This window comes from Microbacterium sp. ZW T5_56, assembly GCF_044987425.1.
In the GTDB taxonomy this organism is placed as follows: domain Bacteria; phylum Actinomycetota; class Actinomycetes; order Actinomycetales; family Microbacteriaceae; genus Microbacterium.
Map to the genome: position 1 here is coordinate 143,241 of NZ_JBJDRI010000001.1, position 21,308 is coordinate 164,548.

At 67.1% G+C, this 21,308-nt stretch carries 19 protein-coding genes; 15 read left to right on the forward strand and 4 right to left on the reverse strand.

What is annotated here, in order from left to right:
- The first annotated feature begins 8 nt into the window (after positions 1-8).
- From ACI3KU_RS00635 to ACI3KU_RS00650, 4 genes are all read left to right on the forward strand, one after another.
- Positions 9-668, forward strand: a complete 660-nt coding sequence (locus ACI3KU_RS00635) for a GNAT family N-acetyltransferase (RefSeq protein ID WP_404920346.1) — start codon at positions 9-11, stop codon at positions 666-668.
- A 33-nt stretch (positions 669-701) separates the two neighbouring features.
- On the forward strand, positions 702-2,132 hold the full coding sequence (locus ACI3KU_RS00640) for a CCA tRNA nucleotidyltransferase (protein ID WP_404920347.1): 1,431 nt from the start codon (positions 702-704) through the stop codon (positions 2,130-2,132).
- A gap of 108 nt (positions 2,133-2,240) precedes the next feature.
- Positions 2,241-3,323 (forward strand): magnesium and cobalt transport protein CorA, encoded by a 1,083-nt coding sequence (locus tag ACI3KU_RS00645; protein ID WP_404920348.1) that lies wholly within the window; start codon positions 2,241-2,243, stop codon positions 3,321-3,323.
- A gap of 39 nt (positions 3,324-3,362) precedes the next feature.
- Positions 3,363-4,355, forward strand: coding sequence for a malate dehydrogenase (locus ACI3KU_RS00650; protein WP_404920349.1), 993 nt, complete (start codon positions 3,363-3,365; stop codon positions 4,353-4,355).
- 25 nt (positions 4,356-4,380) lie between these two features.
- Here ACI3KU_RS00650 and ACI3KU_RS00655 read toward each other — a convergent pair whose 3' ends face one another.
- Positions 4,381-5,514: a hypothetical protein gene (locus ACI3KU_RS00655; RefSeq protein ID WP_404920350.1), complete on the reverse strand. Its 1,134-nt coding sequence runs from the start codon at positions 5,512-5,514 to the stop codon at positions 4,381-4,383.
- A gap of 134 nt (positions 5,515-5,648) precedes the next feature.
- Here ACI3KU_RS00655 and ACI3KU_RS00660 point away from each other — a divergent pair, with 134 nt between their 5' ends.
- The 4 genes from ACI3KU_RS00660 to ACI3KU_RS00675 all read left to right on the forward strand — a co-directional run bounded on the left by ACI3KU_RS00660 (position 5,649) and on the right by ACI3KU_RS00675 (position 9,727).
- Positions 5,649-6,251, forward strand: a complete 603-nt coding sequence (locus tag ACI3KU_RS00660; protein WP_404920351.1) for an HD domain-containing protein — start codon at positions 5,649-5,651, stop codon at positions 6,249-6,251.
- An 82-nt stretch (positions 6,252-6,333) separates the two neighbouring features.
- The gene (locus tag ACI3KU_RS00665) at positions 6,334-7,644 is read left to right on the forward strand and encodes a GAF domain-containing protein (RefSeq protein WP_404920352.1); all 1,311 of its coding nucleotides are present in this window, start codon (positions 6,334-6,336) and stop codon (positions 7,642-7,644) included.
- Positions 7,645-7,725: 81 nt separating this feature from the next.
- On the forward strand, positions 7,726-9,276 hold the full coding sequence (locus tag ACI3KU_RS00670; RefSeq protein ID WP_404920353.1) for an aldehyde dehydrogenase family protein: 1,551 nt from the start codon (positions 7,726-7,728) through the stop codon (positions 9,274-9,276).
- Positions 9,277-9,334: 58 nt separating this feature from the next.
- Positions 9,335-9,727, forward strand: coding sequence for a DUF779 domain-containing protein (locus ACI3KU_RS00675; RefSeq protein ID WP_404920354.1), 393 nt, complete (start codon positions 9,335-9,337; stop codon positions 9,725-9,727).
- A 5-nt stretch (positions 9,728-9,732) separates the two neighbouring features.
- On the opposite strand, the gene ACI3KU_RS00680 is transcribed toward ACI3KU_RS00675, so the two are convergent.
- On the reverse strand, positions 9,733-11,127 hold the full coding sequence (locus ACI3KU_RS00680) for a PLP-dependent aminotransferase family protein (RefSeq protein WP_404920355.1): 1,395 nt from the start codon (positions 11,125-11,127) through the stop codon (positions 9,733-9,735).
- Positions 11,128-11,214: 87 nt separating this feature from the next.
- Here ACI3KU_RS00680 and ACI3KU_RS00685 point away from each other — a divergent pair, with 87 nt between their 5' ends.
- Positions 11,215-11,889: a YitT family protein gene (locus tag ACI3KU_RS00685; RefSeq protein WP_404920356.1), complete on the forward strand. Its 675-nt coding sequence runs from the start codon at positions 11,215-11,217 to the stop codon at positions 11,887-11,889.
- A gap of 58 nt (positions 11,890-11,947) precedes the next feature.
- Here ACI3KU_RS00685 and ACI3KU_RS00690 read toward each other — a convergent pair whose 3' ends face one another.
- On the reverse strand, positions 11,948-13,183 hold the full coding sequence (locus ACI3KU_RS00690) for a hypothetical protein (protein ID WP_404920357.1): 1,236 nt from the start codon (positions 13,181-13,183) through the stop codon (positions 11,948-11,950).
- Positions 13,184-13,451: 268 nt separating this feature from the next.
- Between ACI3KU_RS00690 and ACI3KU_RS00695 the strand changes: the two genes are divergently transcribed.
- The 4 genes from ACI3KU_RS00695 to ACI3KU_RS00710 all read left to right on the forward strand — a co-directional run bounded on the left by ACI3KU_RS00695 (position 13,452) and on the right by ACI3KU_RS00710 (position 18,946).
- Complete coding sequence (locus tag ACI3KU_RS00695) at positions 13,452-15,110, forward strand: ABC transporter substrate-binding protein (protein ID WP_404920358.1); 1,659 nt, start codon at positions 13,452-13,454, stop codon at positions 15,108-15,110.
- 77 nt (positions 15,111-15,187) lie between these two features.
- Positions 15,188-16,261 (forward strand): ABC transporter permease, encoded by a 1,074-nt coding sequence (locus ACI3KU_RS00700; protein WP_404920359.1) that lies wholly within the window; start codon positions 15,188-15,190, stop codon positions 16,259-16,261.
- A gap of 1 nt (position 16,262) precedes the next feature.
- Positions 16,263-17,258, forward strand: a complete 996-nt coding sequence (locus ACI3KU_RS00705) for an ABC transporter permease (RefSeq protein ID WP_404920360.1) — start codon at positions 16,263-16,265, stop codon at positions 17,256-17,258.
- On the forward strand, positions 17,255-18,946 hold the full coding sequence (locus ACI3KU_RS00710; RefSeq protein WP_404920361.1) for a dipeptide ABC transporter ATP-binding protein: 1,692 nt from the start codon (positions 17,255-17,257) through the stop codon (positions 18,944-18,946). The genes ACI3KU_RS00705 and ACI3KU_RS00710 overlap by 4 nt, the downstream gene beginning before the upstream one ends.
- Positions 18,947-19,060: 114 nt before the next feature.
- On the opposite strand, the gene ACI3KU_RS00715 is transcribed toward ACI3KU_RS00710, so the two are convergent.
- Positions 19,061-20,182: a hypothetical protein gene (locus tag ACI3KU_RS00715; RefSeq protein ID WP_404920362.1), complete on the reverse strand. Its 1,122-nt coding sequence runs from the start codon at positions 20,180-20,182 to the stop codon at positions 19,061-19,063.
- Here ACI3KU_RS00715 and ACI3KU_RS00720 point away from each other — a divergent pair.
- Both ACI3KU_RS00720 and ACI3KU_RS00725 read left to right on the forward strand, forming a co-directional pair.
- Entirely contained in the window at positions 20,181-20,780 is a 600-nt protein-coding gene (locus ACI3KU_RS00720; RefSeq protein ID WP_404920363.1) for a hypothetical protein, read from the forward strand. The genes ACI3KU_RS00715 and ACI3KU_RS00720 overlap by 2 nt on opposite strands.
- Positions 20,774-21,271 (forward strand): GNAT family N-acetyltransferase, encoded by a 498-nt coding sequence (locus ACI3KU_RS00725; RefSeq protein ID WP_404920364.1) that lies wholly within the window; start codon positions 20,774-20,776, stop codon positions 21,269-21,271. Before ACI3KU_RS00720 ends, ACI3KU_RS00725 begins: the two co-directional genes overlap by 7 nt.
- Positions 21,272-21,308 lie beyond the last annotated feature (37 nt).

Consider the following 21,308-nt stretch of genomic DNA (forward strand, 5'->3'; position numbering starts at 1 on the left):
CTGTCGCGATGACGACGATCGAGGACGTGTGGCCGCTGTTCGGGCTGGAGCTGCGGACGCCTCGGCTGGTGCTGCGACCGGCGCGGGACGAGGACATCCCGGCCGTGGTGGATGCAGCGCTGGCGGGAGTGCACGATCCCGCGGTGATGCCGTTCTCCTTCCCCTGGACCGATCAGTCTCCCGAGGTGATGGGCGCAGCGATCGCTCGCTATCACTGGAGCATGCGTGCAGCCATCCAGCCGCAGTCGTGGACGATTCTGTTCGCGATCATCCATGACGGCATCGTGATCGGCGTTCAGGATCTGGGCGGGCATCAGTTCCCGCAGCTGCGCGAAGTCTCCACCGGATCCTGGCTGACGCAGTCGGTGCACGGCCGCGGGCTCGGGAAGGAGATGCGTCAGGCGGTGCTGAGCTTCGCGTTCGACCATCTCGGTGCACGGGAGGCCACGTCGGGAGCCGCAGAATGGAACGCCTCCTCGCTCGGTGTGTCCCGGGCGCTCGGATATGTCGATGACGGCATACAGCGCGCTGTCACTCGTCCCGACACCGCCGAGACGATGGTTCGTCTCCGCGTGCGCAAGGAGGACTTCGTCCGTCCCGAGTGGGCGCTCGCGGTGACGGGAGTGGATCCGGTCCGAGAGTTCCTGGGGCTGAGCGGCCGCGCGTGAACGCCGGAGAACCGCGCCGGTAGGCTGGAGTTCATGCTGAACATGGCTGAAGGAGTCGCGCGCCTGGGCGCCATCGCAGCGAATCCGGTGGTGGCCACCGTCGCGCAGGCGTTCGCCGCTGCCGGTCACGACCTGTCGCTGGTGGGCGGTCCGGTACGCGACGCCCTGCTCGGCCGTCCGGTGCACGACCTCGACTTCACGACCGACGCGAGCCCGGACGAGATCCTCGCGGTCGTGAAGCCCCTCTCCACCACGCACTGGGACATCGGCCGCGCTTTCGGCACGATCGGCGCCCGCGTCCAGGGCGAGAACGTCGAGATCACCACCTACCGTGCCGATGAATATGACGGCGTCACGCGCAAGCCGGTGGTGGCGTTCGGCGACTCTCTCGAGGCCGATCTGACCCGTCGCGACTTCACCGTGAACGCCATGGCTCTGCGCGTTCCCCAAGTGCAGCTGGTGGATCCCACCGGCGGCATCGAAGACCTGGTGGCCGGCGTGCTGCGCACCCCGATCGATCCCGCCATCAGCTTCGGCGACGATCCCCTGCGGATGCTGCGTGCTGCCCGGTTCTCCTCGCAGTTGGAGTTCGAGGTCGCCCCGGAGACGGTCGCCGCCATCGCGACGCTGCGCGGCACGCTCGGCATCGTCTCCCCCGAACGCATCCAGTCCGAAGTCGTTCGCCTGCTGCAGACGGACGATCCGGCTCGCGGTCTGCGTCTGCTGGTGGACACCGGGCTGATCGAGGAATTCCTCCCGGAGATCTCCGAGTTGCGCCTGGAGACCGATGAGCACCACCACCACAAGGACGTCTACGAACACTCGCTGACAGTGCTCGCTCAGGCGATCCAGCTCGAGAAGACGCGGTTCCCGGACGCGGCGCCCGACGTCGCGCTTCGTCTGGCGGCACTGCTCCATGACATCGGCAAGCCTCGCACGCGCAAGCTGGAACCCGGTGGGGTGGTGAGCTTCCACCACCACGACGCGGTGGGATCCCGCATGGCGCGCAAGCGACTGCAGGCGCTGCGCTTCGACAACGACACGATCTCCTCGGTCACTCAGCTGATCGAACAGCACCTGCGCTTCTTCGGCTACGCCGAGGGCACGTGGACCGACTCCGCCGTCCGCCGCTATGTGCGAGACGCCGGAGACGAGCTGGCACGGCTGCACATCCTGACCCGCGCAGACGTCACCACGCGCAACAGGCGCAAGGCCGCACGTCTGGCCAGTGCCTACGACGACATCGAGCGCCGCATCGATGAGCTCTCTGCACAGGAGGAGCTGGACTCGCTGCGTCCGGCACTCGACGGGAACCGCATCCAGGAGGTGCTCGGCATTCGCCCGGGTCGTGAGGTGGGCGAGGCGTACCGCTTCCTGATGGACATCCGTCTGGACGAGGGCGTCATCTCCGAGGAAGACGCGGAGGATCGACTGCGCTCCTGGTGGGCCGACCGCATCGGCTGACACCCTTCGTCGTCTCGTCGGCTTGTGTGACGAGCGCGTACACGGTTCGTTCCCCTTCAGGGCGTACGGTGGAACGTTGCACACGCACACATAACCCGGGGAGGTCCGATGAGTATCCGCAATGATCAGCCGCGAGTGAACCGTCTGGATCCGCATCGCCTCATCCCGGCGCGCAGACCCATCCCGCCTGCGCCTCCGGCCGGCAGCCGCGGCAGTCGCACCGTGCATCTGTTCCGCGATGGATCGCGCATCCCCGGGGACGAGGCGGCAACGCTTGCCGAGGCGGTCGCATATGCCGATGGCGAGTCGAACCACCTTGCCGTGATCGGCTATGACCTGCCCACCACCGAGCAGATCGCGGAGCTGGCCGAGCAGTTCGATCTGCACCCGATCCTCGTGGAGGATCTGGAGAATGCCGGCCAACGCCCGAAGGTGGAGCGCTACGGCGACGTGCTGTTCGTGGTGGTCCGTTCCGCTCTGTACCGGGACTGGACGGAAGAGGTCGAGTTCGCGGAGTTCCACCTGATCGTCCGCGGTAACACCGTGGCCGTCATCTGCCAGGACCGCGAGAAAGAGCAGAAGTGGGACCTCGAGCAGTTCGGGGGCGATCCGGAGCTGCTCGCGCTGGGCTCCGAAGCTGTTGTCTACACCGTGCTCGACACGATCGTTGACGGCTACGCCTCTGCGCTGGACGGCCTGGACGTGGACAAGGAGCAGATTGAGCGTCAGGTGTTCACCGGAGAGCGCTCGGTCACGGAGCGCATCTATCGTCTGAGTCGCGAGGTCATCGACCTGCAGCACGCCGCGAGCCCGATGGGGCTCGTGCTGGTGCGACTGCGCGCCGGCTTCGGCAAGTATCGCGTCGCGGAGGAGCTGCAGACGCACCTGCAGGATGTGGGTGACCACCTCGCTCGCGTCAACACACGCACGACCGATCTGCGGGACGCCCTCAACCAGATCCTCAATGTGAATTCGACCCTGGTGACACAGCGCCAGAACGAGGACATGAAGAAGATCTCCGGCTGGGCCGCCATCCTGTTCGCGCCCACGCTCATCGGGGCGATCTACGGCATGAACTTCGACAACATGCCCGAACTGCATTGGGACTTCGGCTATCCCCTCGCCGTGGGAGCGATGCTCCTGCTCGGGGTGGGTCTGTGGCTGGTCTTCCGCCGAAAAGACTGGATGTAGGCCTCCCGACGGCGATGCGGGGTGGCGTAGCGTGAGGGGATGACCCACACCGCGCAGAGCCCGCTTCGCATCGCCGTCACCGGAGCCGCTGGGCAGATCGGATACAGCCTGCTGTTCCGCATCGCCAGTGGAGCGATCGCCGGCGATCGTCCGGTGGAACTGCGTCTGCTGGAGATCGAACCCGCCCTTCCCGCGCTGGAGGGCGTGGTGATGGAGCTTCAAGACGGAGCGTTCCCGGGCCTTGCCGGAGTGGAGATCGGATCCAACCCGGAGAAGGTGTTCGAGGGCGTCAATCTCGCCCTCCTCGTCGGCGCGCGTCCGCGCGGCCCGGGCATGGAACGTGGCGACCTGCTGGCTGCCAACGGTGCCATCTTCAGCGCTCAGGGTGCCGCTTTGAACGCCGCAGCGGCGGATGATCTGCGGGTCATCGTGACGGGTAACCCCGCCAACACGAACGCGCTGATCGCGTCCACCCACGCGCCCGATGTCCCGGCGTCCCGCTTCAGTGCGCTCACTCGCCTCGACCACAACCGCGCTCTGGCGCAGCTCGCGCAACACACGCACCGACCGGTGTCGGCCATTCAGCGCATGAGCATCTGGGGCAATCACTCGGCCACCCAGTTTCCCGACATCTCCGCGGCCACGATTGACGGCGCACCCGCGGTGGATTACGTGGATCGCGCCTGGGTGGAGGAGTTCTTCATCCCTACCGTGGCGCAGCGGGGCGCGGCGATCATCGCGGCGCGCGGACTGTCGTCCGCGGCGTCGGCCGCCTCGGCGACGGTAGACGCAGCGCGCGATCTGCTCGCCGGCACGCCCCGCCACGACTGGACGTCCATGGCCGTGGCATCGGACGGCTCCTATGGCGTGCCCGAGGGCCTGTTCTCCTCGTTCCCGGTCACGACGGCGAACGGTGACTGGAGCATCGTGGCGGATCTCGCGATCGACGACTTCGCTCGCTCCCGCATCGACGCGTCGGTCGCTGAGCTGATCTCGGAGCGCGACGCTGTGCGGGAGCTCGGGCTGATCTGAGCATATTCCGCGTACGGAATGTGCCTCAGCGGGCGTCGGCGATGAGGATCGGGATGAAGACTGCGGCATACACCGCGGCGAGGGAGCCCAGAATGACGGCGCCGATCGTCAGCTGACGCTTGATGTGATCGCCGCGGGACAGGTCGCGCAGGCGCGCGCCTGCAGCGGCCACGCCCGGCTTCGGGCGTGCGAGGGCGCGTGGTGTTCCGCGCGGTGCCACACGACGCTTGGAGTCGTCGCGCCACTCATCCCACTGCTCCAGCTTGTCCTCCACCGCGGCGATCAGGTCGAGAGTGCCGGTCCACTGGGCGATCTTCGTGCCGCGCAGACGCCCTTCCTTCCCCGAAACGATGAGCCAGTTGTCGATGATCTCCACACTGCAGCCGTGCGCGTGGTCGATGAACAGGGCCATGATGTCCGGGGTGAACAGGTACAGGGCGTCGCGCTCGTAACCCGGCGGACAGTAGAGGCGAAAGTACCTGTCGAAGTCTCCCTCGAGGCTGAGGAACTGGTCGGGATCGATGCCGGTCGGAACTGCAATCGCGTTGCCGAGGCGCGGACCGCTCGGCATCGCCTGCAGCAGGATGTTGGGCAGCTTCTGCGGGAGTGCGAGGGCGAGGTAGTCCTGACGAACGATCGCCGTCGACCTGCCGGCGTCGACTTTCGTCTGGAAAACGCCGAGTTCGATGCGCGGCGCGCGACGCAGCCGCACCAGGTCGAGAACCTTGCGTTCGGTGCCGACCTTCATCGAGCGTGCCGGTGGTATCGCCAGCGTCTCGAGCTCGAAGTCCCAGCCGTTCTCGCGAGCCAGCAGCACAGTGCGAGCGCGGCGGATCAGACGCTGCCGGTCCTCATACTGCTTCAGGATTCCGAGGGCGATGCCGACCACCGCCAGCGGGATGATCCAGCGCAGCGCACCGATCGGATCATGCCAGACGGTCGCCGCGATCGCGACGGTGCCGAAGATCGCGCTCACCACGATGACCGCGCCGATGATCCAGACGATGCTCGCCAACACGCCCAGCTGGATACGTGACGCGAGGGGGAGTTTGAAGCTGCCTCGACCCGTCGGCTGCTCCGTCGGGGCGGGGGTCGCCGCGGCGATCAGCGCGCGTGCCTCGCGGTGCGACAGCGGGCGGGTGAGCGCAGTCTTCGTCATCGCCACACGCATCACCATTGCTCTACCGTACCGAGCGCTGGGCTGATGGCGCAGACCCGCCACCTGGCGGTTTCCCGTAGGAGCTTGGCACCATTCGCGTGTCGGATCGCGCGGGCGCTCACTAACCTGGCCTCATGCGCATCACCGACTTCCCTGTGCCGGATACCGCAGCCGCCCGCGGTGCACGGGAACTCATGGCGCAGTACCACTCCCCGGCGCTCATCAACCACGTGCTGCGGTCGTGGCTGTGGGCCGAGGCCTTCGCCGTGGTCGAGGGACGAGAAGGCGTCGACCACGAGCTGCTGTACGCCGCTGCGCTGCTGCACGACATCGGGCTGGCCCCGGCCTTTGACAACCACGTCCTCGGCTACGAGGAGGCTGGAGGACACGTGGGTGAGGCGATGGCCGCCGGCGCCGGGTGGCCCCAGGAACGTCGGCAGCGCATCAACGAGGTCATCGTGCGCCACAACTGGCCTGAGGTCGATCCGGCTCTCGATCTCGAGGGGTATCTGCTGGAGATCGCCACGGGGCTCGACATCGGCGGACGACGCGACACCGACATCCCGCTCGAGTTCCGACACGAGGTGCTCGCGAAGTACCCGCGTCTCACCCTCGCCGCAGAGTTCGGTGCGGGCGTGCGCGACCAGTCACAGCGCAAGCCGCACAGTCACGCTCGCCGCCTGTTCGACGGTGGAGTGATCGACCGACTCGCGAGCAATCCTCTCGAACGGCTCTGATCGGCACCGCCCGCGCCGCAGACATGGGGGCGGTGCTGGCTTACACTGGCGCCACAGCCGCAACGTCGCCCCAGGATCATCCATGTCATCGAGCTGGTCGCAGCGACGCGATGTCTCCCCGCAGACGTCGCGTCTGATGGTGGAGCGCGCGCACGAGGAGTTCGTCACCGGCAACGCCGATGATCGCCGTCTCGCCGACGTGCGGCAGCTGGTGCGAGAATCCTGGCGGCGCAGTCGCGACGGTGCGGTGGCCGCCGAGGCGCTGCCGCCCGTCGCCCTCGCCGGCGCGGCCCTGGAGGAGTATCGCCGAGCTCACCCGCTGGCCGGCGTCCGCGACATGATCCGTTCGCTGTTGCTTCCCGGAGCGGCGGAGGAAGCCGGGGTGGTCGTGGCTGTGGGCGACGCGGCGGGGCGACTGCTGTGGGTGGAGGGCGATCGCCAGGTGCGCACCCTCACGGGTGAGATGGGCTTCGTGGCCGGCGCCGACTGGTCGGAATCGGCTGTCGGGACCTCCGCTCCGGGCACAGCGCTGACGCTCGGCACCGGGGTGCAGATTCTGGGAGCCGAGCACTTCAACCGCTTCGTGCAGCCCTGGTCGTGCACGGCTGCACCCGTGCGTGATCCCGAGACCGGACTCATCATGGGTGTCATCGATGTCACCGGCGGCACCGAGGTGATCACGCCGCAGGCGCAGCTCCTGGTCGATGCGGCCGCACGCGCCGTGGAGGGTGAACTGCTGATCTCGCGTATGCGTGCTCGCGAGAGCGCGCCACGACGGGCGAGCGCGACGCGGCCGCAGCGCGCGACGCTGCGCGTGCTGGGTCAGGAGCGGGCTCACCTCGACGTGGATGACGGTCGTGAGCTCACTCGTCACGCCGTGTCGGGTCGTCACGCGGAGATCCTTCTGCTGCTCAGCCTGCATCGGCAGGGCCTCACGGCGGAACGCCTCACGGAACTCGTCTACGGACCGGACGCTCCGGTCGACACCCTGCGGCCGGAGATGGTGCGGCTGCGCAAGATGCTCGCGCGGTCGGCGCCGTTCGTCGGCGTGGAGTCGCGGCCGTATCGGCTCACCGCGGACATCGACACCGACGCGCAGCGCGTGCTCTCTCTGCTGGATCGCGGCGCCCACCGGGTGGCGCTGGCTTCGTACGCGGGCGACGTGCTCATCGACTCGGTCGCTCCCGGGGTGGAGCAGTTCCGCGACACCGTGCGAACCACTCTCCGCGATGCGCTCATCGCTGAGGCGAGCGCTGACGTGCTGCTCACCTACGCAGACACCGCGGCGGGCGAGGAGGACGAGGAGGTACTGCGACTGGCGCTCGAGCTGCTGCCGCCGCGCTCGCCGAAGCGTGCCGGCCTGGTGACCCGCATCGAGCGTCTCGAACACTGACCGCAACCTGTTGCAACGTCCTCGCGCCTAACGTCTCTGCCACGGCGGGATACCGCTGATGGATCGGTCAAAGGAGACACCATGACACTCGTCGACGAGGACGTCACCACCGCGTACGCTGCACCCGGGCAGCCCGGAGCCGTCGCCAACTATCGCTCGCGCTATGGCCACTACATCGGTGGCGCGTGGGTCGAGCCCGCCCAGGGGCAGTACTTCGAGAACATCTCCCCCGTGAACGGCAAGCCGTTCTGCGAGGTCGGCCGCGGCACCGCCGAGGACATCGATCGCGCCGTGGAGGCTGCATGGTTCGCCTTCAGCAGCTGGCGACGCACCAGCGTGGCAGAGCGGGCGCTGGTCCTGCACCGCATCGCGGATCGCATGGAGGCGCACCTGGAGGAGATCGCCGTCGCCGAGACGTGGGAGAACGGCAAGCCGGTGCGCGAGACGCTGGCGGCCGACATCCCGCTGGCGATCGACCACTTCCGCTACTTCGCGGGTGCCCTGCGCGCCCAGGAGGGCGGCATCAGCGAGATCGACGGCGACACCATCGCCTATCACTTCGCCGAGCCCCTGGGTGTGGTGGGTCAGATCATCCCGTGGAACTTCCCGATCCTCATGGCCGTGTGGAAGCTGGCACCCGCGCTCGCGGCCGGCAACTGCGTCGTACTGAAGCCGGCCGAGCAGACTCCCGCGTCGATCCTGTACCTGTTCGACCTCATCGGCGACCTTCTTCCGGCCGGCGTCGTGAACATCGTCAACGGCTTCGGCATCGAGGCGGGAGCTCCGCTGGCCCAGCACAAGCGGATCCGCAAGATCGCGTTCACCGGTGAGACCACGACGGGACGACTGATCATGCAGTACGCCTCGCAGAACCTCATCCCGGTGACGCTCGAGCTCGGTGGCAAGAGCCCGAACCTCTTCTTCGAGGATGTGGCTCGCGACACGTCGGACGCGTACTACGACAAGGCCCTCGAGGGATTCACGCTCTTCGCGTTGAACCAGGGTGAGGTGTGCACCTGCCCGTCGCGGGCGCTGATCCAGCGATCGATCTATGACGGCTTCCTCTCCGACGGTCTGGAGCGCGTCGGCAAGGTGATCCAGGGCAACCCGCTGGATCCGCGCACGATGATCGGAGCGCAGGCTTCCAACGACCAGCTGGAGAAGATCCTGTCCTACATCGAGATCGGCAAGGCGGGTGGCGCGAAGCTGCTCACCGGTGGCGAGCGAGTGGATCTCGGTGGCGATCTCTCCGAGGGCTACTACGTCGCCCCCACGGTGTTCGAGGGAACCAATGACATGCGCATCTTCCAGGAGGAGATCTTCGGACCCGTGCTGTCGGTGACCTCTTTCACCGACTTCGATGACGCCATCTCGATCGCCAACGACACGCTGTACGGCCTGGGCGCGGGCGTCTGGAGCCGATCGGGTGACACCGCCTATCGCGCCGGTCGTGCGATCGAGGCGGGTCGGGTGTGGACGAACACCTATCATCAGTACCCCGCGCACGCCGCGTTCGGCGGGTACAAGCAGTCCGGCATCGGGCGGGAGAACCACCTCCGGATGCTGGATCACTACCAGCAGACGAAGAACCTCCTGGTCTCGTATGCCGAAGGAAGCATGGGCTTCTTCTGATCCGCTGCGGAGCACCCGTCCTTCACCGACGGGTGCTCCGCTGCCGAAAGGTGACGACATGACCGAGGAGCCGAGCCGCGTTGCGGTCACCGCGGACGCTGCGGATCTGCTGCGCACCCTGGCGGCTCAGCACGGACCGCTGATGTTCCATCAGTCCGGCGGCTGCTGTGACGGCAGCGCCCCGATGTGCTATCCCGTGGGCATGTTCCTGACAGGACCCGGCGATGTCCATCTCGCGACAGTTCCCGTGACCGGGATCGATCCGATCGACGTGTTCATGTCGACGAGCCAGTTCGAGTACTGGAAGTACACGCACCTGACCATCGATGTCGTGCCGGGACGCGGCGCCGGCTTCAGCGTGGAGAGTCCCACCGGGCTGCGGTTCATCGTGCGCTCACGCATGCTCACGACGCCGGAGCTGGAGTTCTTCGAGCTGATCCCCCGCGGCTGACGCCCTCACACCACGGCAAGGTGCTCCATCGCCGCCTGGCTCACGGATCCACGATGCACGTCCTGCCATGCTTCGGCCAACCGCACCATGCCGTCGGCGGTGGTCTCGGGATCCAGGGTGATCGGCACACGCAGATAGCCGTTGAGCACGCCGGAGGCCGAGAAGCGCGGCCCCGGCGGCAGCCGCAGGCCGTGGTCGTGTGCGGCGAGCGAGAGGGCGGTCGAATCGAAACCGCGCAGACCGATCCACACCGAGAGCCCGCCGTAGGTCTGCGGCATGCTCAGCCCGATCGTCTCCAGCCCGGCGTGGACAGCGGCGCGGCCGGCGGCCAGCCGGGAGCGGACGTGCCGCTGCAGTGCCGGCACGTCGTCGAGCAGCTCGATGGCGATGCACTGCTCCAGCGGGGCGGTGCCGAGATCGATCGTCGGGCGGACGGCGAGCACGCGACTCACCACCGCGCGTGACGCGCGGATCCAGCCGATCCGCAATCCGCCCCACGCGATCTTGGACAGGGAGCCGAGGGTGATCACGTCACCGAACGTGGCGAACGGGCGCGGCGTGAACGGGCGATCGATATCGAGGTCGGCGCAGGTCTCGTCCACGATGAGCATGGTGCCCGCGCTGCGTGCCGTAGCCACGACGACCGCGCGATCCGCGTCCGACATGTTCGCGCCCGTGGGGTTGTGGAAATCGGGGATCACATACGCCAGGTGCGGGTGCAGGTCCAGCAGCGTGGTCGTCAGGTGGCCGACGTCCCACCCCGCTGCCGTGACTGGTGTGGTCACGAGACGATGCCCGGCGCGACGGATCGCATCCATGGCGTGCGGGAACGTGGGCTCCTCGACCACGGCCACACGTCCTGGCCGGGAGAACGCGGCGAGCACGAGCGCCAGGGCGTGCATCGCACCGGAAGTGATCACGATCTCGTCGGCGTCCGTGGGAACACCGCGCTCGCGGTAGCGGGCGGCGATCACCTCGCGCAGCTCGGTGACGCCCTCCAGCGTGTACCCGGTACCGCCACGCTGGGCGGCGAGGCGCGGCAGGGCGCGGATCGTGGCCTCATGCAGGCCCGGAGCGGAACCCGTCGACGCGATCGAGAAGTCGATCGGTGCGCTGCCGGGCAGTGTCGGACGCACCGGCGAGGAGTGCGGCAGAGCGATGTGCGTGCCACCGCCGTGAGTTCGCACGACATAGCCCGCGGACTCGAGTCGACCGTAGGCCGCCGTGATCGTGGCGCGGGAGCGACCCAGCTCCTGCGCGAGCACCCGCTCGCTGGGCAGCCGCTCCCCCACGGTCAGCCGGCCGTCCAGGATCAGCGCTCGCACGCGATCCGCCAACGACGCCGCGACGGCGCGGTCGGGTTGCCAGGTGCCGAGGAGCATGACGAGTCGGGAGGCCATACCAACACTGTGCCACGATGTGGACTGCCAGGCACAGACCACTTATCCGGCAGTGGACTGGGAACAACAGGCCGCATGAGGAGCACCATGGCACCTATGGCCTTCCGCTCACCTCTGCTTCCCATCACCGCCACGTCGCCGCGCGATCTGGTGGAGCGCCTCGCGCAGTTGCTGATCGGTCTGTTCGTCTACGGCATCAGCCTGGCGATGATGATCCGCGGCGGCATCGGGCTCTCGCCCTGGGACGTGCTCTCGGTGGGCACCACCCTCCATGTGCCGATCGACTACGGCACCGCCACGCTGGTGATCTCGTTCGTGGTGCTGGTGCTGTGGATCCCGCTGCGCCAGAAGATGGGGCTCGGCACCCTGCTGAACGCGCTCCTGGTGGGTCCCTCGGCGAACGTCGGCCTCTGGCTGATCCCCGACATGCCGAACGTCGTCGCCGGTGCGGCGCTGTTTCTGGCGGGTGTCGTCGTGCTGTCGATCGCCACGGGGGTGTACATCTCCGCGGACTTCGGTCCCGGTCCGCGCGACGGCCTGATGACCGGACTGGTGCGCGTCACGAAATGGAAGGTGTGGATCGTTCGCACCATCATCGAGGGCAGCGTGCTGCTGGTCGGCTGGCTGCTGGGCGGACCGGTGGGCGTGGGAACCGTGATCTTCGCGTTCGGCGTGGGACCACTGATCGGACTGTTCCTGCCGCGCATCACGGCCTGGCGGGCACGTCGATCGGCGCGGCTGGCTCCGGCATTGGCCTCCTGACCTCAGCGGAGATCGAAAGCGCACCGCAGACGCCCGTCCCGGGTGCGATTTCCCTCTCTCAGCGCACGGATCCGATCACCGTCGCCGCCAGGATCCCGAAGAAGGCGATCGTGGGCATCACCACGACGGCAAGCGCCACGAGCACGACCACCCAGGCGCGTCCGCTGCATCCGCTGCGCAGACGCCGGCCGGGTTGGGCGACCCCCGGTGGTTGCAGAACGAATGCGGCCGGTGGCGACGGGTTTCCCGGTGCGGCGAACGGAACGCCTGCCAGCGGCGCCGGTGCTCCGCTGATATATGTCGCAGGCGGCATACCCGGCGCGGACGGAATGACGGCGATCCCGCTGCCCGGGTGTACGCCGGCCAGACGTTCGTCACGCCAGCGCTCCCACTGCTCCAGCTTGGTGAGCATCGCGTGCACCAGTGAGAACAGCCACGCCCACACCGCCGGGTCCATCGACGGAATCGAGCGGTTGGCGTAGAAGAAGATCCAGTTGTCCACCAGCTCGACGTCCAGCACCGCGGCTTGGGTCATGAGCCGCAGCATGATGTCGGGTGTGAACAGGTACAGCGCGTCGGTCTCGTACCCGGTGGGGCAGTACAGCGTGAAGAAGCGGTCGAAGTCGCCCTCCAGGCTCAGCCGCTGCGCGCGGTCCAAGCTGAGACCGCCGAACGGACCGTCGTTTCCCCTGGCGTCCAGCACGATGTTGGGCAGCAGATTGTCGACGCGAATGGCGATGTACCCGCGGCGCACCCGGGTGGAGCTCTTGCCGTTGCTCACGGTGTACGCGAAGTCGCCGAACTCCACCACCCTTGGTGCCATGCCGCGCAGCACGTTCTCGCTGGCGGGATCCGTTCCGTTGCCGCCGCTGAACAGCAGACCCGGCAACGGGGGGTTCGGGATGTAGGGATGAAACTCCAGACCGTTGGCTGCGGCGAAGCGGGAGAAGCGGAACCACTGCACGTCCTGCGCGCGTCGGGCGGAGCGCATCAGCACGACGACGAGCGCGATGATGCCGGCGATGAAGGCACCCAGCAGCAGGGCGAAGAAGACGAGCGCGGGCAGGAGTGAGGGGGTCTTCACCGCGCTGAGCATCATCGGCACGAAGGCGGAACTGACCAGCGACAGCAGGAACGGCCCGAGCGTGGCGAGCAGGATCCACGTGGTCCGTTGCTGCCGATTGGCGGTGCGGGCGATCAGGGGATCGCGCTCACGGCGCAGCTTCCCCTCGATACGGGCGGCGTGCTCGTCGACCGGGTCGAGAAGGGGGCGGGGATCGAACGGAATGCTCATGCCGTCCGCCAACGTGTGGTGATCGGTCGACCCGCTGGGCCCGCAGTGAACGTGACAGTCATGCTTCCCCCTTCGTGCCCCGCACGATGCACAGATCTTACCGAGAGCGTGCACCGTTCGCCGGTCCGCGGTGTCATCGCCGAAGAGTCTCAGTCTCGTCACGATGTGAAACGGGTGCTTCCTGTGAATGCGCTTGAAGGGAGAGGATGACGCAACGGTCGCGCCCGCAGGGCCGGCCCCGTACCCGATTTCACAGAGGTAGCAATATATGTCATCGCATAACAAGCGGAGCCGTCTGGTTCTCGCCCTTGGCGCCGTGGGCGCCTCAGCACTGATCCTTGCCGGCTGCACCACCAGCAGCACGGGTGGCAACACCTCCCCGTCCGAGGGGGCCAGCAGCGACTCCGGGTCGTCGGGCTCTGACATCGTCGTCGGCACTACCGACAAGATCACCAAGCTCGACCCGGCCGGCTCCTACGACAACGGCTCGTTCGCGGTGATGAACCAGGTGTACCCGTTCCTCATGAACAGCGTGTACGGCACCGCCGAGGTCACGCCGGACATCGCCGAGTCGGCGGAGTTCACCTCCCCCACCGAGTACACCGTCAAGCTCAAAGCGGGTCTGAAGTTCGCCAACGGCCACGACCTGACCTCCTCCGACGTCAAGTTCTCCTTCGACCGCGTCGTGAAGATCGCCGATGAGAACGGCCCCGCGTCGCTGCTCGGAAACCTCGACTCGATCGCCACGCCCGACGACACCACCGTCGTCTTCACGCTGAAGAACGGCAACGACCAGATCTGGCCGCTCATCCTCTCCAGCCCCGCGGGTCCGATCGTGGACGAAGAGGTGTTCTCGGCCGACGCGCTCACCGACGACTCCGCCATCGTGGACGGCAAGGCGTTTGCCGGCCAGTACACGATCGAGTCGTACAAGTTCAACGAGCTCGTGCAGTACAAGCCGTACGCGGACTACCAGGGCAACCTCGGCAAGCCGGACAACGCCGGTGTCACGGTGAAGTACTACGCCGACGCGTCCAACCTGAAGCTGGACATCGGCAAGAACGCGATCGACGTCGCCTTCCGCAGCCTGTCGGCCACGGACGTGGAAGACCTCAGCAAGAACGACAAAGTCAAGGTCGTCGACGGTCCCGGTGGAGAGATCCGCTACATCGTCTTCAACTTCGACACGATGCCGTTCGGTGCCAAGGCTGAGGGTGCTGACCCCGCGAAGGCCCTGGCCGTTCGTCAGGCGATGGCATCGCTCGTCGACCGCGAGGCCCTCGCGACCGATGTCTACAAGGGCACCTACAGCCCGCTGTACTCGTTCGTCGCCGAGGGTATGCCCGGTGCCACCGAGCCGCTGAAGGAGCTCTACGGCGACGGAAGCGGCGGCCCCTCGCTCGACAAGGCCAAGGAGATCCTCACGGCCGCGGGCGTCACCACCCCCGTCACGCTCAACCTGCAGTACAACGGCGACCACTACGGCCCGTCGTCGGGTGACGAGTATGCGGCTGTGAAGACGCAGCTGGAGGACGGCGGCCTGTTCACCGTCAACCTGCAGCAGACCGAGTGGGTGCAGTACTCCAAGGACCGCAGCACGGACGTCTACCCGATGTACCAGCTCGGATGGTTCCCGGACTACTCCGACCCGGACAACTACCTGTCCCCGTTCTTCACGGCGGACAACTTCCTGAACAACCACTACAACAACACCGAGGTTCAGGACCTGATCACCAAGGAGCAGACCGAGTCCGACTCGGCCAAGCGCCTCGAGGAGATCGGCAAGATCCAGGACCTGGTGGCCGCTGACCTCTCGACCCTGCCCCTGCTGCAGGGTAAGCAGGTCGCGATCGTCGGCACCGACGTGGACGGCACGACGCTGGACGCGTCGTTCAAGTTCCGTTACGGACCGCTCACCAAGAAGTGACGACTCGAGGCCGGGGGATCCAGCGTTTCGCGCGCCGGATCCCCCGGCCTCTGTCGCCTCACAGCTAAGGTTCACGCATGACAACAGTCGTCGCGGACCCTGTCGTGCAGAGTGCTGCCAAAGCACCCTCCGGCGGGCTCTGGCGGTACATCCTCATCCGCCTCGTCCTGATCATCCCGACCGTGTTCATCCTGGTCACGATGGTCTTCTTCCTCATGCGTCTCACCGGAGACCCGATCACCGCTGCTCTTGGCGGTCGGCTCACCCCGGACGCACTGCAGGAGCGCATCCACCAGGCCGGCTATGACCGGCCCGTCATCGTGCAATACCTCGAGTACCTCGGAAACGTCTTCCGCGGTGACTTCGGCACGACGATCACCGACGGTCGTCCGGTCATCGAGATCCTCCTCCAGTACGGTTCGGCGACCCTGGAGCTGGTGATCTACGCGGTGATCGTCGCGCTGGTCGTCGGCATCCCGCTGGGTCTCATCGCCGCGTACCGACGCGACAAGTGGCAGGACGCGGTGCTGCGGATCATGGCGATCCTCGCCTACGCCACACCGATCTTCTTCGTGGGCCTCCTGCTCAAGCTGATCTTCGCGGTGTGGCTGGACGTGCTTCCCGTCGCCGGGCGCGCGAGCACCGATACCGAGCTGCTCATGAGCGGAGTGCAGAACCCGACCGGCATCTATCTCATCGACGCCCTGCGGGTCGGAAATCTGGGCGCGGTGGGCGACTTGATCCAGCACGCGATCCTTCCCGCGGTCGCGCTCGGCCTGCTCACCGGTGGTGTCTTCCTGCGACTGGTACGCACGAACGTCATCGGGACCCTCGGTCAGCAGTACGTGACCTCCGGCCGCTCGCGCGGCGTGAGCGAATCCCGACTGGTCACCAAGCATGCGTTCCGCCCTGCCCTCATCCCGATCATCACGGTGATGGGCATGCAGATCGCGATGCTGCTGGCCGGCGCCGTGCTCACCGAGACGACCTTCGAGTGGAAGGGTCTCGGCTTCATGCTGGCGGCGTACCTCAAAGCGCGTGACTTCGTGGCGGTGCAGGGAATCGTCGTGATGATCGCAGTGATCGTCGCGGTGACCAACTTCCTGGTGGATGTCGTGGCCGCCATGATCGACCCGAGGGTGAGGTACTGAGATGTCCGAGTCCTCTCGCGACCTGCCCACCCCGAAGACCTCCACGCTCGCGGCCATCGCGCCGCAGAAGCGGCCGCTCAAGGATCGCCTGCCGGTGATCTCGCAGCTGCGACAGAGTGTCGGCCTACAGCGCGGAATGCTCGTGGCCGGTCTGATCATCGTCACGGTGTTCATCCTGATCGCCGTGTTCGCCCCGCTGATCGCCCCCTTCGGCTGGGCGCAGCAGAAGCTGCCCGACGGGACCTCGTTCGGCACCCAGCAGCCACCGAACGCCACGAACATCCTGGGCACCACGGTGTCCGGCTTCGACGTGTTCTCCCGCGTGATCTGGGGGGCGCAGACCGCGTTCCTGGTGATCGTCGCCGGCATCGTCTGCTCGATCTTCCTGGGCATCGCCCTCGGCCTGATCTCCGGCTACTTCGGCGGCTGGCTCGACCGGATCCTCGTGGTGATCTGCGACGCGATCTACGCGTTCCCGTCGCTGCTGCTCGCCATCGTGATGACGATCGTGATCAGTCGCGGTCAGTCCAACCTCTGGGGTGGTGTGATGGCGACGGCGCTGTCGATCACCGTGGTGTTCGTGCCGCAGTACTTCCGCGTGATCCGCGCCGAGGTGGTGCGGGTGAAGCAGGAGCCGTTCGTGGAGTCGGCCAAGGTCATCGGCGTTCCGACCGGGCGCATCTTGGTCCGTCACGTGCTGCGCAATTCCACGCGTTCACTGCCGGTCGTGATCACCCTGAACGCCTCGGAGTCGATCCTCACCCTGGCGGGCCTCGGCTTCCTCGGGTTCGGCATCGAGGCGACGCAGGCGGCGGAGTGGGGTTACGACCTCAACCGCGCCATCGCCGACGTCACGAGCGGCATCTGGTGGACCGGCGTGTTCCCCGGTGTGGCGATCGTGCTGGTGGTGCTCGGCATCACCCTCGTGGGTGAGAGTCTCAACGACCTGAGCGATCCACGACTGCGCAAGCGCCGTCGTGCGGGAGGTGCGGCATGACCGATATCGCAGAGATCCGTGACCTCCGGGTCACGTTCGCGACGGACGGCGAACCGGTACATGCCATCAACGGCATAGACCTGCAGGCGCATGCCGGCGAGGTCGTGGCGATCGTGGGCGAGTCCGGATCCGGCAAGACCGTCACGGCGAACACGCTGCTCGGCCTGCTGCCCGAGACCGCCACGATGTCCGGCGCTGTTGTGATCCGTGGCCGCGAGGGCCAGGAGACCGACGTGGTGCACGCCACGCACAAGCAGCTGCGCGCCATGCGTGGCCGCGATGCCGCCATGGTGTTCCAGGAGCCCTCCACGGCGCTGAACCCGGTGTACACGATCGGGTGGCAGATCGTCGAGGGCCTGCGTGCTCACGGCAAGATCAACCGGAAGGACGCGCGTGAACAGGCCGTCGACATCCTGCGCCGGGTCGGCATTCCCGATCCGGAGCGGCGGATCGACGACTACCCGCACCAGTTCTCCGGCGGGCAGAAGCAGCGCGTGGTCATCGCGATGGCGCTGGTGCTCAACGCCGGACTGATCATCGCCGACGAGCCGACCACCGCGCTGGACGTGACGGTGCAGGCCGAGATCCTGGACCTGCTGCGTCGCTGTCGCGATCAGTTCGGTGCGACGATCGTGCTGATCACGCACAACATGGGTGTGGTTGCCGACCTCGCCGATCGGGTCATCGTGATGTATCGCGGCGACATCGTCGAACAGGCGCCGGTGCGAGAGCTCTTCGCCGCACCCCAGCAGGAGTACACACGGGAGCTGCTGGCGGCTGTTCCGCACGTGGGTCGCGGGAAGTCCGCCTCGCAGGATCCGGCACGGGAGGCGCCGAGCGCGCCCCCGGCCGGCAGCCTGGTGATCGCCGACAACGTGCAGATCGGATACCCGGGCCGCTTCGGCAGCGCGGGCGTGGTGGCCGTCAAGGGTGCCAGCTTCTGGATCGGGCCGAGCGAAGTGGTCGGTCTCGTCGGCGAATCCGGCTCGGGCAAGACGACAATCGGTCGGGCCATGGTGGGACTGACCCAGGTGGTCGGCGGATCGCTGTCGGTGCTCGGTCGAGAGATGTTCCACGTGAAACCACGGCAGCTGCGTGCGCAGCGCTCCGATATCGGATTCGTGTTCCAGGATCCGGCGACGAGTTTCAATCCGCTGCTGACGATCGCGGACTGCATCGCCGAGCCGCTGGTGGTCCACGGTCGCGCCCGCTCGACGGCCGATGCGCGCGGGCGGGTGAACGAACTGCTGGACGCCGTGCGTCTGCCGACCAACTTCGGCGACCGCTACCCGCACGAGCTGTCGGGTGGCCAACGCCAGCGCGCGTCGCTGGCGCGTGCCCTGGCGTTGGATCCGAAGCTGCTCATCGCCGATGAGCCGACGAGCGCGTTGGATGTGTCGGTGCAGGCGAAGGTGCTGGAGCTGTTCGTGCAGCTGCAGAAGGAACTCGGTTTCGCCTGTCTGTTCATCAGCCACGATCTCGCCGTGATCGACGAGGTGGCCGACCGGATCATCGTGCTCCAACGCGGCGTGATCCGCGAGCAGGGAACCACGTCGCAGGTGCTGAATCACCCCGCGGATCCGTACACGGTGGAGCTCCTGGCATCATTGCCCGTGCCGGATCCGGTGGCGCAGGAGCTGCGCCGCGCGGACTGGGAGAAGGCACGGGCCGCCTCTCGCGGTCAATGACTCCTGACCGTATTCCGGAGTAGGCATATACTCCCGAAGGGGCCCGCGACACGCGTCGCGGGCCCCTTCGTTGGTTCAGCGACGAGGCAGTGGGGCAACCGCAGGCTCGAGGCGTCACGCGAACAGGGAGATGAGCCACGTCACGAAGTCGGTGATGAGGGAGTACAGCCCGAACCCGAGCACGAGCACGCCGCCCACCACCCACCACCACTCGAAGCGCTGGCGGAGGCGACGCCCGCCCGGAGCGACGCCGATCGGACGATCCAGCGGGTCGGCCGAGTCGGGGGCCAGGCGATCATCACGCCACGCCTCCCACTGTCGCGTCTTTGCCGTGATCGCCTCGACCGCGGTGAGCAGGGACCGCCACCGCTGCGGGTCCGTGCTCACCACGTTCTTCGGCGCACAGAGGTAGAGCGTGTCATCGACGATCTCCACGTCCAGATCGCGAGCGTGATCCAGCATCACGGCCAGCACATCCGGGGGGAACAGGTAGAGCGCGTCGGTCTCGTAACCGCGCGGACAGTACAGACGAAACGCGTCGGCGAACGGTCCTTCCGGAATCAGCCGCTGATCGGACGTGAGTTCGATCGGCAGGTTCGTGCGTCCGAAGGGTCGATCGTTCGCCCGCGCATCCAGCACGATGTGCGGCAGCACGACTCCCAGCTGCACGCGCACATAGTCCGTCTGTCGGATCGTGCGGTTCTTGCCCGTTCCGGTCGTCCCGCGGTAGGTCGCGACTTCGATCGGGGCCGCCCCGGGAATCACGGTGCGGTCGAAGACGTCCTCCACGGCTCCCGGCATCGCGTACATCCCGTAGTACCAGCTGGTGGGCAGCCACGGATCGTAGCGCCAGCCGTTGTCCGCCGCGAAGCGCGAGAGCCGATAGCGGCGCCGATCCTCACGGATGAGGCGAATGCACAGCCAGATCCAGATCACCAGAACCGTGAGCGGTGCGACGAGTGCGATGGCGATGATGCCGAGATCGGCCAGGTCGGTGTCGCCCGAGAGCAGATCGTCCACCATCGGCCACGCCATCGTGATCATGACGAACGCGAGCAGCACGCCGATCAGCACGATGTAGCGCGCACCCGACGCCAGCCGTTTCGGCAGCTGCGATCGGACCTCGCGCGCGTAGCGGCGCACGTCGCCGAAGCGGATCGCGTCGGTGAGCGCGCGCGTGCGCAGCGGCGAACGGGCGGCTTCGTCGTCGTCGCGGGGGACGGACGAGGGGCTCATGGACATCATTCCGACAGGATATCCAGCACATCTCGAGCCGATCCGGGCGCTGGAGATGACGCTCGGCGGGGCCTACGGTGGGTTCGTGGTGAGGCACGAGACAGCGGACGATGACCGATTCGTCGCCTACGCCCCGGGAGCGCTCGGGTCCATCGCCGCCATAGTGCGTGACCTGTCGGTCGGCACGTTGCTCGGCGCCGGCGTGACCTTCGTGATCGCGATGGTGTTGGGCATCCTGCACGAGCAGATCGACTACCCCATCGAGGACCTGGGCTTCCCGTCGGAGGCGCGGGTTCTGCTGGGTGTCGTGAGCGGGCTGATCGTGGCCCTTCTCCTCGTGTGGCCGATGGATCGGAGGCCTCCTGTTGGCGATGGGCATTGCCGGCTCCGTGCTTGCGGTATCGCTGCAGGCGGGTATCGCTGCAGGCGGGTATCGCGCGTCGGGTGCTTGCGGGGTTCGGAGTTCGCGATGCCGAGACGCGGCGTACCGATCTGGTCCTCGAGGATCCGGCTGGCTAGCGACGGGGCCGACGCTCCCTGGTGTCGAAGGCGTGTTCCGGAGGTTCGCCGATCGGTGCGATCCTGGTTGATGTGGTGATCACGCTCATCCCTGCCGCCCCCGACGACGTCGATTACGTCATCGACCTCAAGGCGAGAGTTCTGAGAGCAGACCTGGAGCGCGCGGTCGGAGCCTGGAATCCGGACCGGTCCGCTGAGCGTGTTCGGGACCACTTCTCCCCCGCCTCGACACGGATCGTGCGCGACGATGACAAGCGCATCGGAACCATCACGATGCGTCCCGAAGACGGGGTGATCTGGCTCGAGATGTTCTATCTGGAGCCCACCGCGCAGGGTCGCGGCATCGGCTCGGCCGTGCTGGAGATCGTGCTGGCCGAGGCGGGTGATCGACACATCCATCTCCAGGTGCTCGACGGCTCGAACGCGCGCCGCCTCTACGAGCGCCACGGGTTCGTGCTGGTGAGCGCCGACGGCATCGATGACATTCTCGTGCGCCACGCACCCTCGGTCGATGCAGAGCATCCTCACGGCGGCGCACCAGCGCGCGCCGGTGTTGCCGTGCTGGACTGAGCGGGTGCGCAGCGAACACGACCTCCCGGTGCTCGTG

Bases quoted from the DNA above. Each gene is read 5' to 3' on its own strand.
- ACI3KU_RS00655 (WP_404920350.1), bottom strand. From the start codon at position 5,514: ATGACGAAGACTGCGCTCACCCGCCCGCTGTCGCACCGCGAGGCACGC.
- ACI3KU_RS00640 (WP_404920347.1), top strand. From the start codon at position 702: ATGCTGAACATGGCTGAAGGAGTCGCGCGCCTGGGCGCCATCGCAGCG.
- ACI3KU_RS00715 (WP_404920362.1), bottom strand. From the start codon at position 20,182: ATGAGCCCCTCGTCCGTCCCCCGCGACGACGACGAAGCCGCCCGTTCG.
- ACI3KU_RS00635 (WP_404920346.1), top strand. From the start codon at position 9: ATGACGACGATCGAGGACGTGTGGCCGCTGTTCGGGCTGGAGCTGCGG.
- ACI3KU_RS00700 (WP_404920359.1), top strand. From the start codon at position 15,188: ATGACAACAGTCGTCGCGGACCCTGTCGTGCAGAGTGCTGCCAAAGCA.
- ACI3KU_RS00675 (WP_404920354.1), top strand. From the start codon at position 9,335: ATGACCGAGGAGCCGAGCCGCGTTGCGGTCACCGCGGACGCTGCGGAT.
- ACI3KU_RS00680 (WP_404920355.1), bottom strand. From the start codon at position 11,127: ATGGCCTCCCGACTCGTCATGCTCCTCGGCACCTGGCAACCCGACCGC.
- ACI3KU_RS00665 (WP_404920352.1), top strand. From the start codon at position 6,334: ATGTCATCGAGCTGGTCGCAGCGACGCGATGTCTCCCCGCAGACGTCG.
- ACI3KU_RS00720 (WP_404920363.1), top strand. From the start codon at position 20,181: ATGGACATCATTCCGACAGGATATCCAGCACATCTCGAGCCGATCCGG.
- ACI3KU_RS00670 (WP_404920353.1), top strand. From the start codon at position 7,726: ATGACACTCGTCGACGAGGACGTCACCACCGCGTACGCTGCACCCGGG.
- ACI3KU_RS00695 (WP_404920358.1), top strand. From the start codon at position 13,452: ATGTCATCGCATAACAAGCGGAGCCGTCTGGTTCTCGCCCTTGGCGCC.
- ACI3KU_RS00710 (WP_404920361.1), top strand. From the start codon at position 17,255: ATGACCGATATCGCAGAGATCCGTGACCTCCGGGTCACGTTCGCGACG.
- ACI3KU_RS00650 (WP_404920349.1), top strand. From the start codon at position 3,363: ATGACCCACACCGCGCAGAGCCCGCTTCGCATCGCCGTCACCGGAGCC.
- ACI3KU_RS00685 (WP_404920356.1), top strand. From the start codon at position 11,215: ATGGCACCTATGGCCTTCCGCTCACCTCTGCTTCCCATCACCGCCACG.
- ACI3KU_RS00660 (WP_404920351.1), top strand. From the start codon at position 5,649: ATGCGCATCACCGACTTCCCTGTGCCGGATACCGCAGCCGCCCGCGGT.
- ACI3KU_RS00645 (WP_404920348.1), top strand. From the start codon at position 2,241: ATGAGTATCCGCAATGATCAGCCGCGAGTGAACCGTCTGGATCCGCAT.
- ACI3KU_RS00690 (WP_404920357.1), bottom strand. From the start codon at position 13,183: ATGAGCATTCCGTTCGATCCCCGCCCCCTTCTCGACCCGGTCGACGAG.
- ACI3KU_RS00705 (WP_404920360.1), top strand. From the start codon at position 16,263: ATGTCCGAGTCCTCTCGCGACCTGCCCACCCCGAAGACCTCCACGCTC.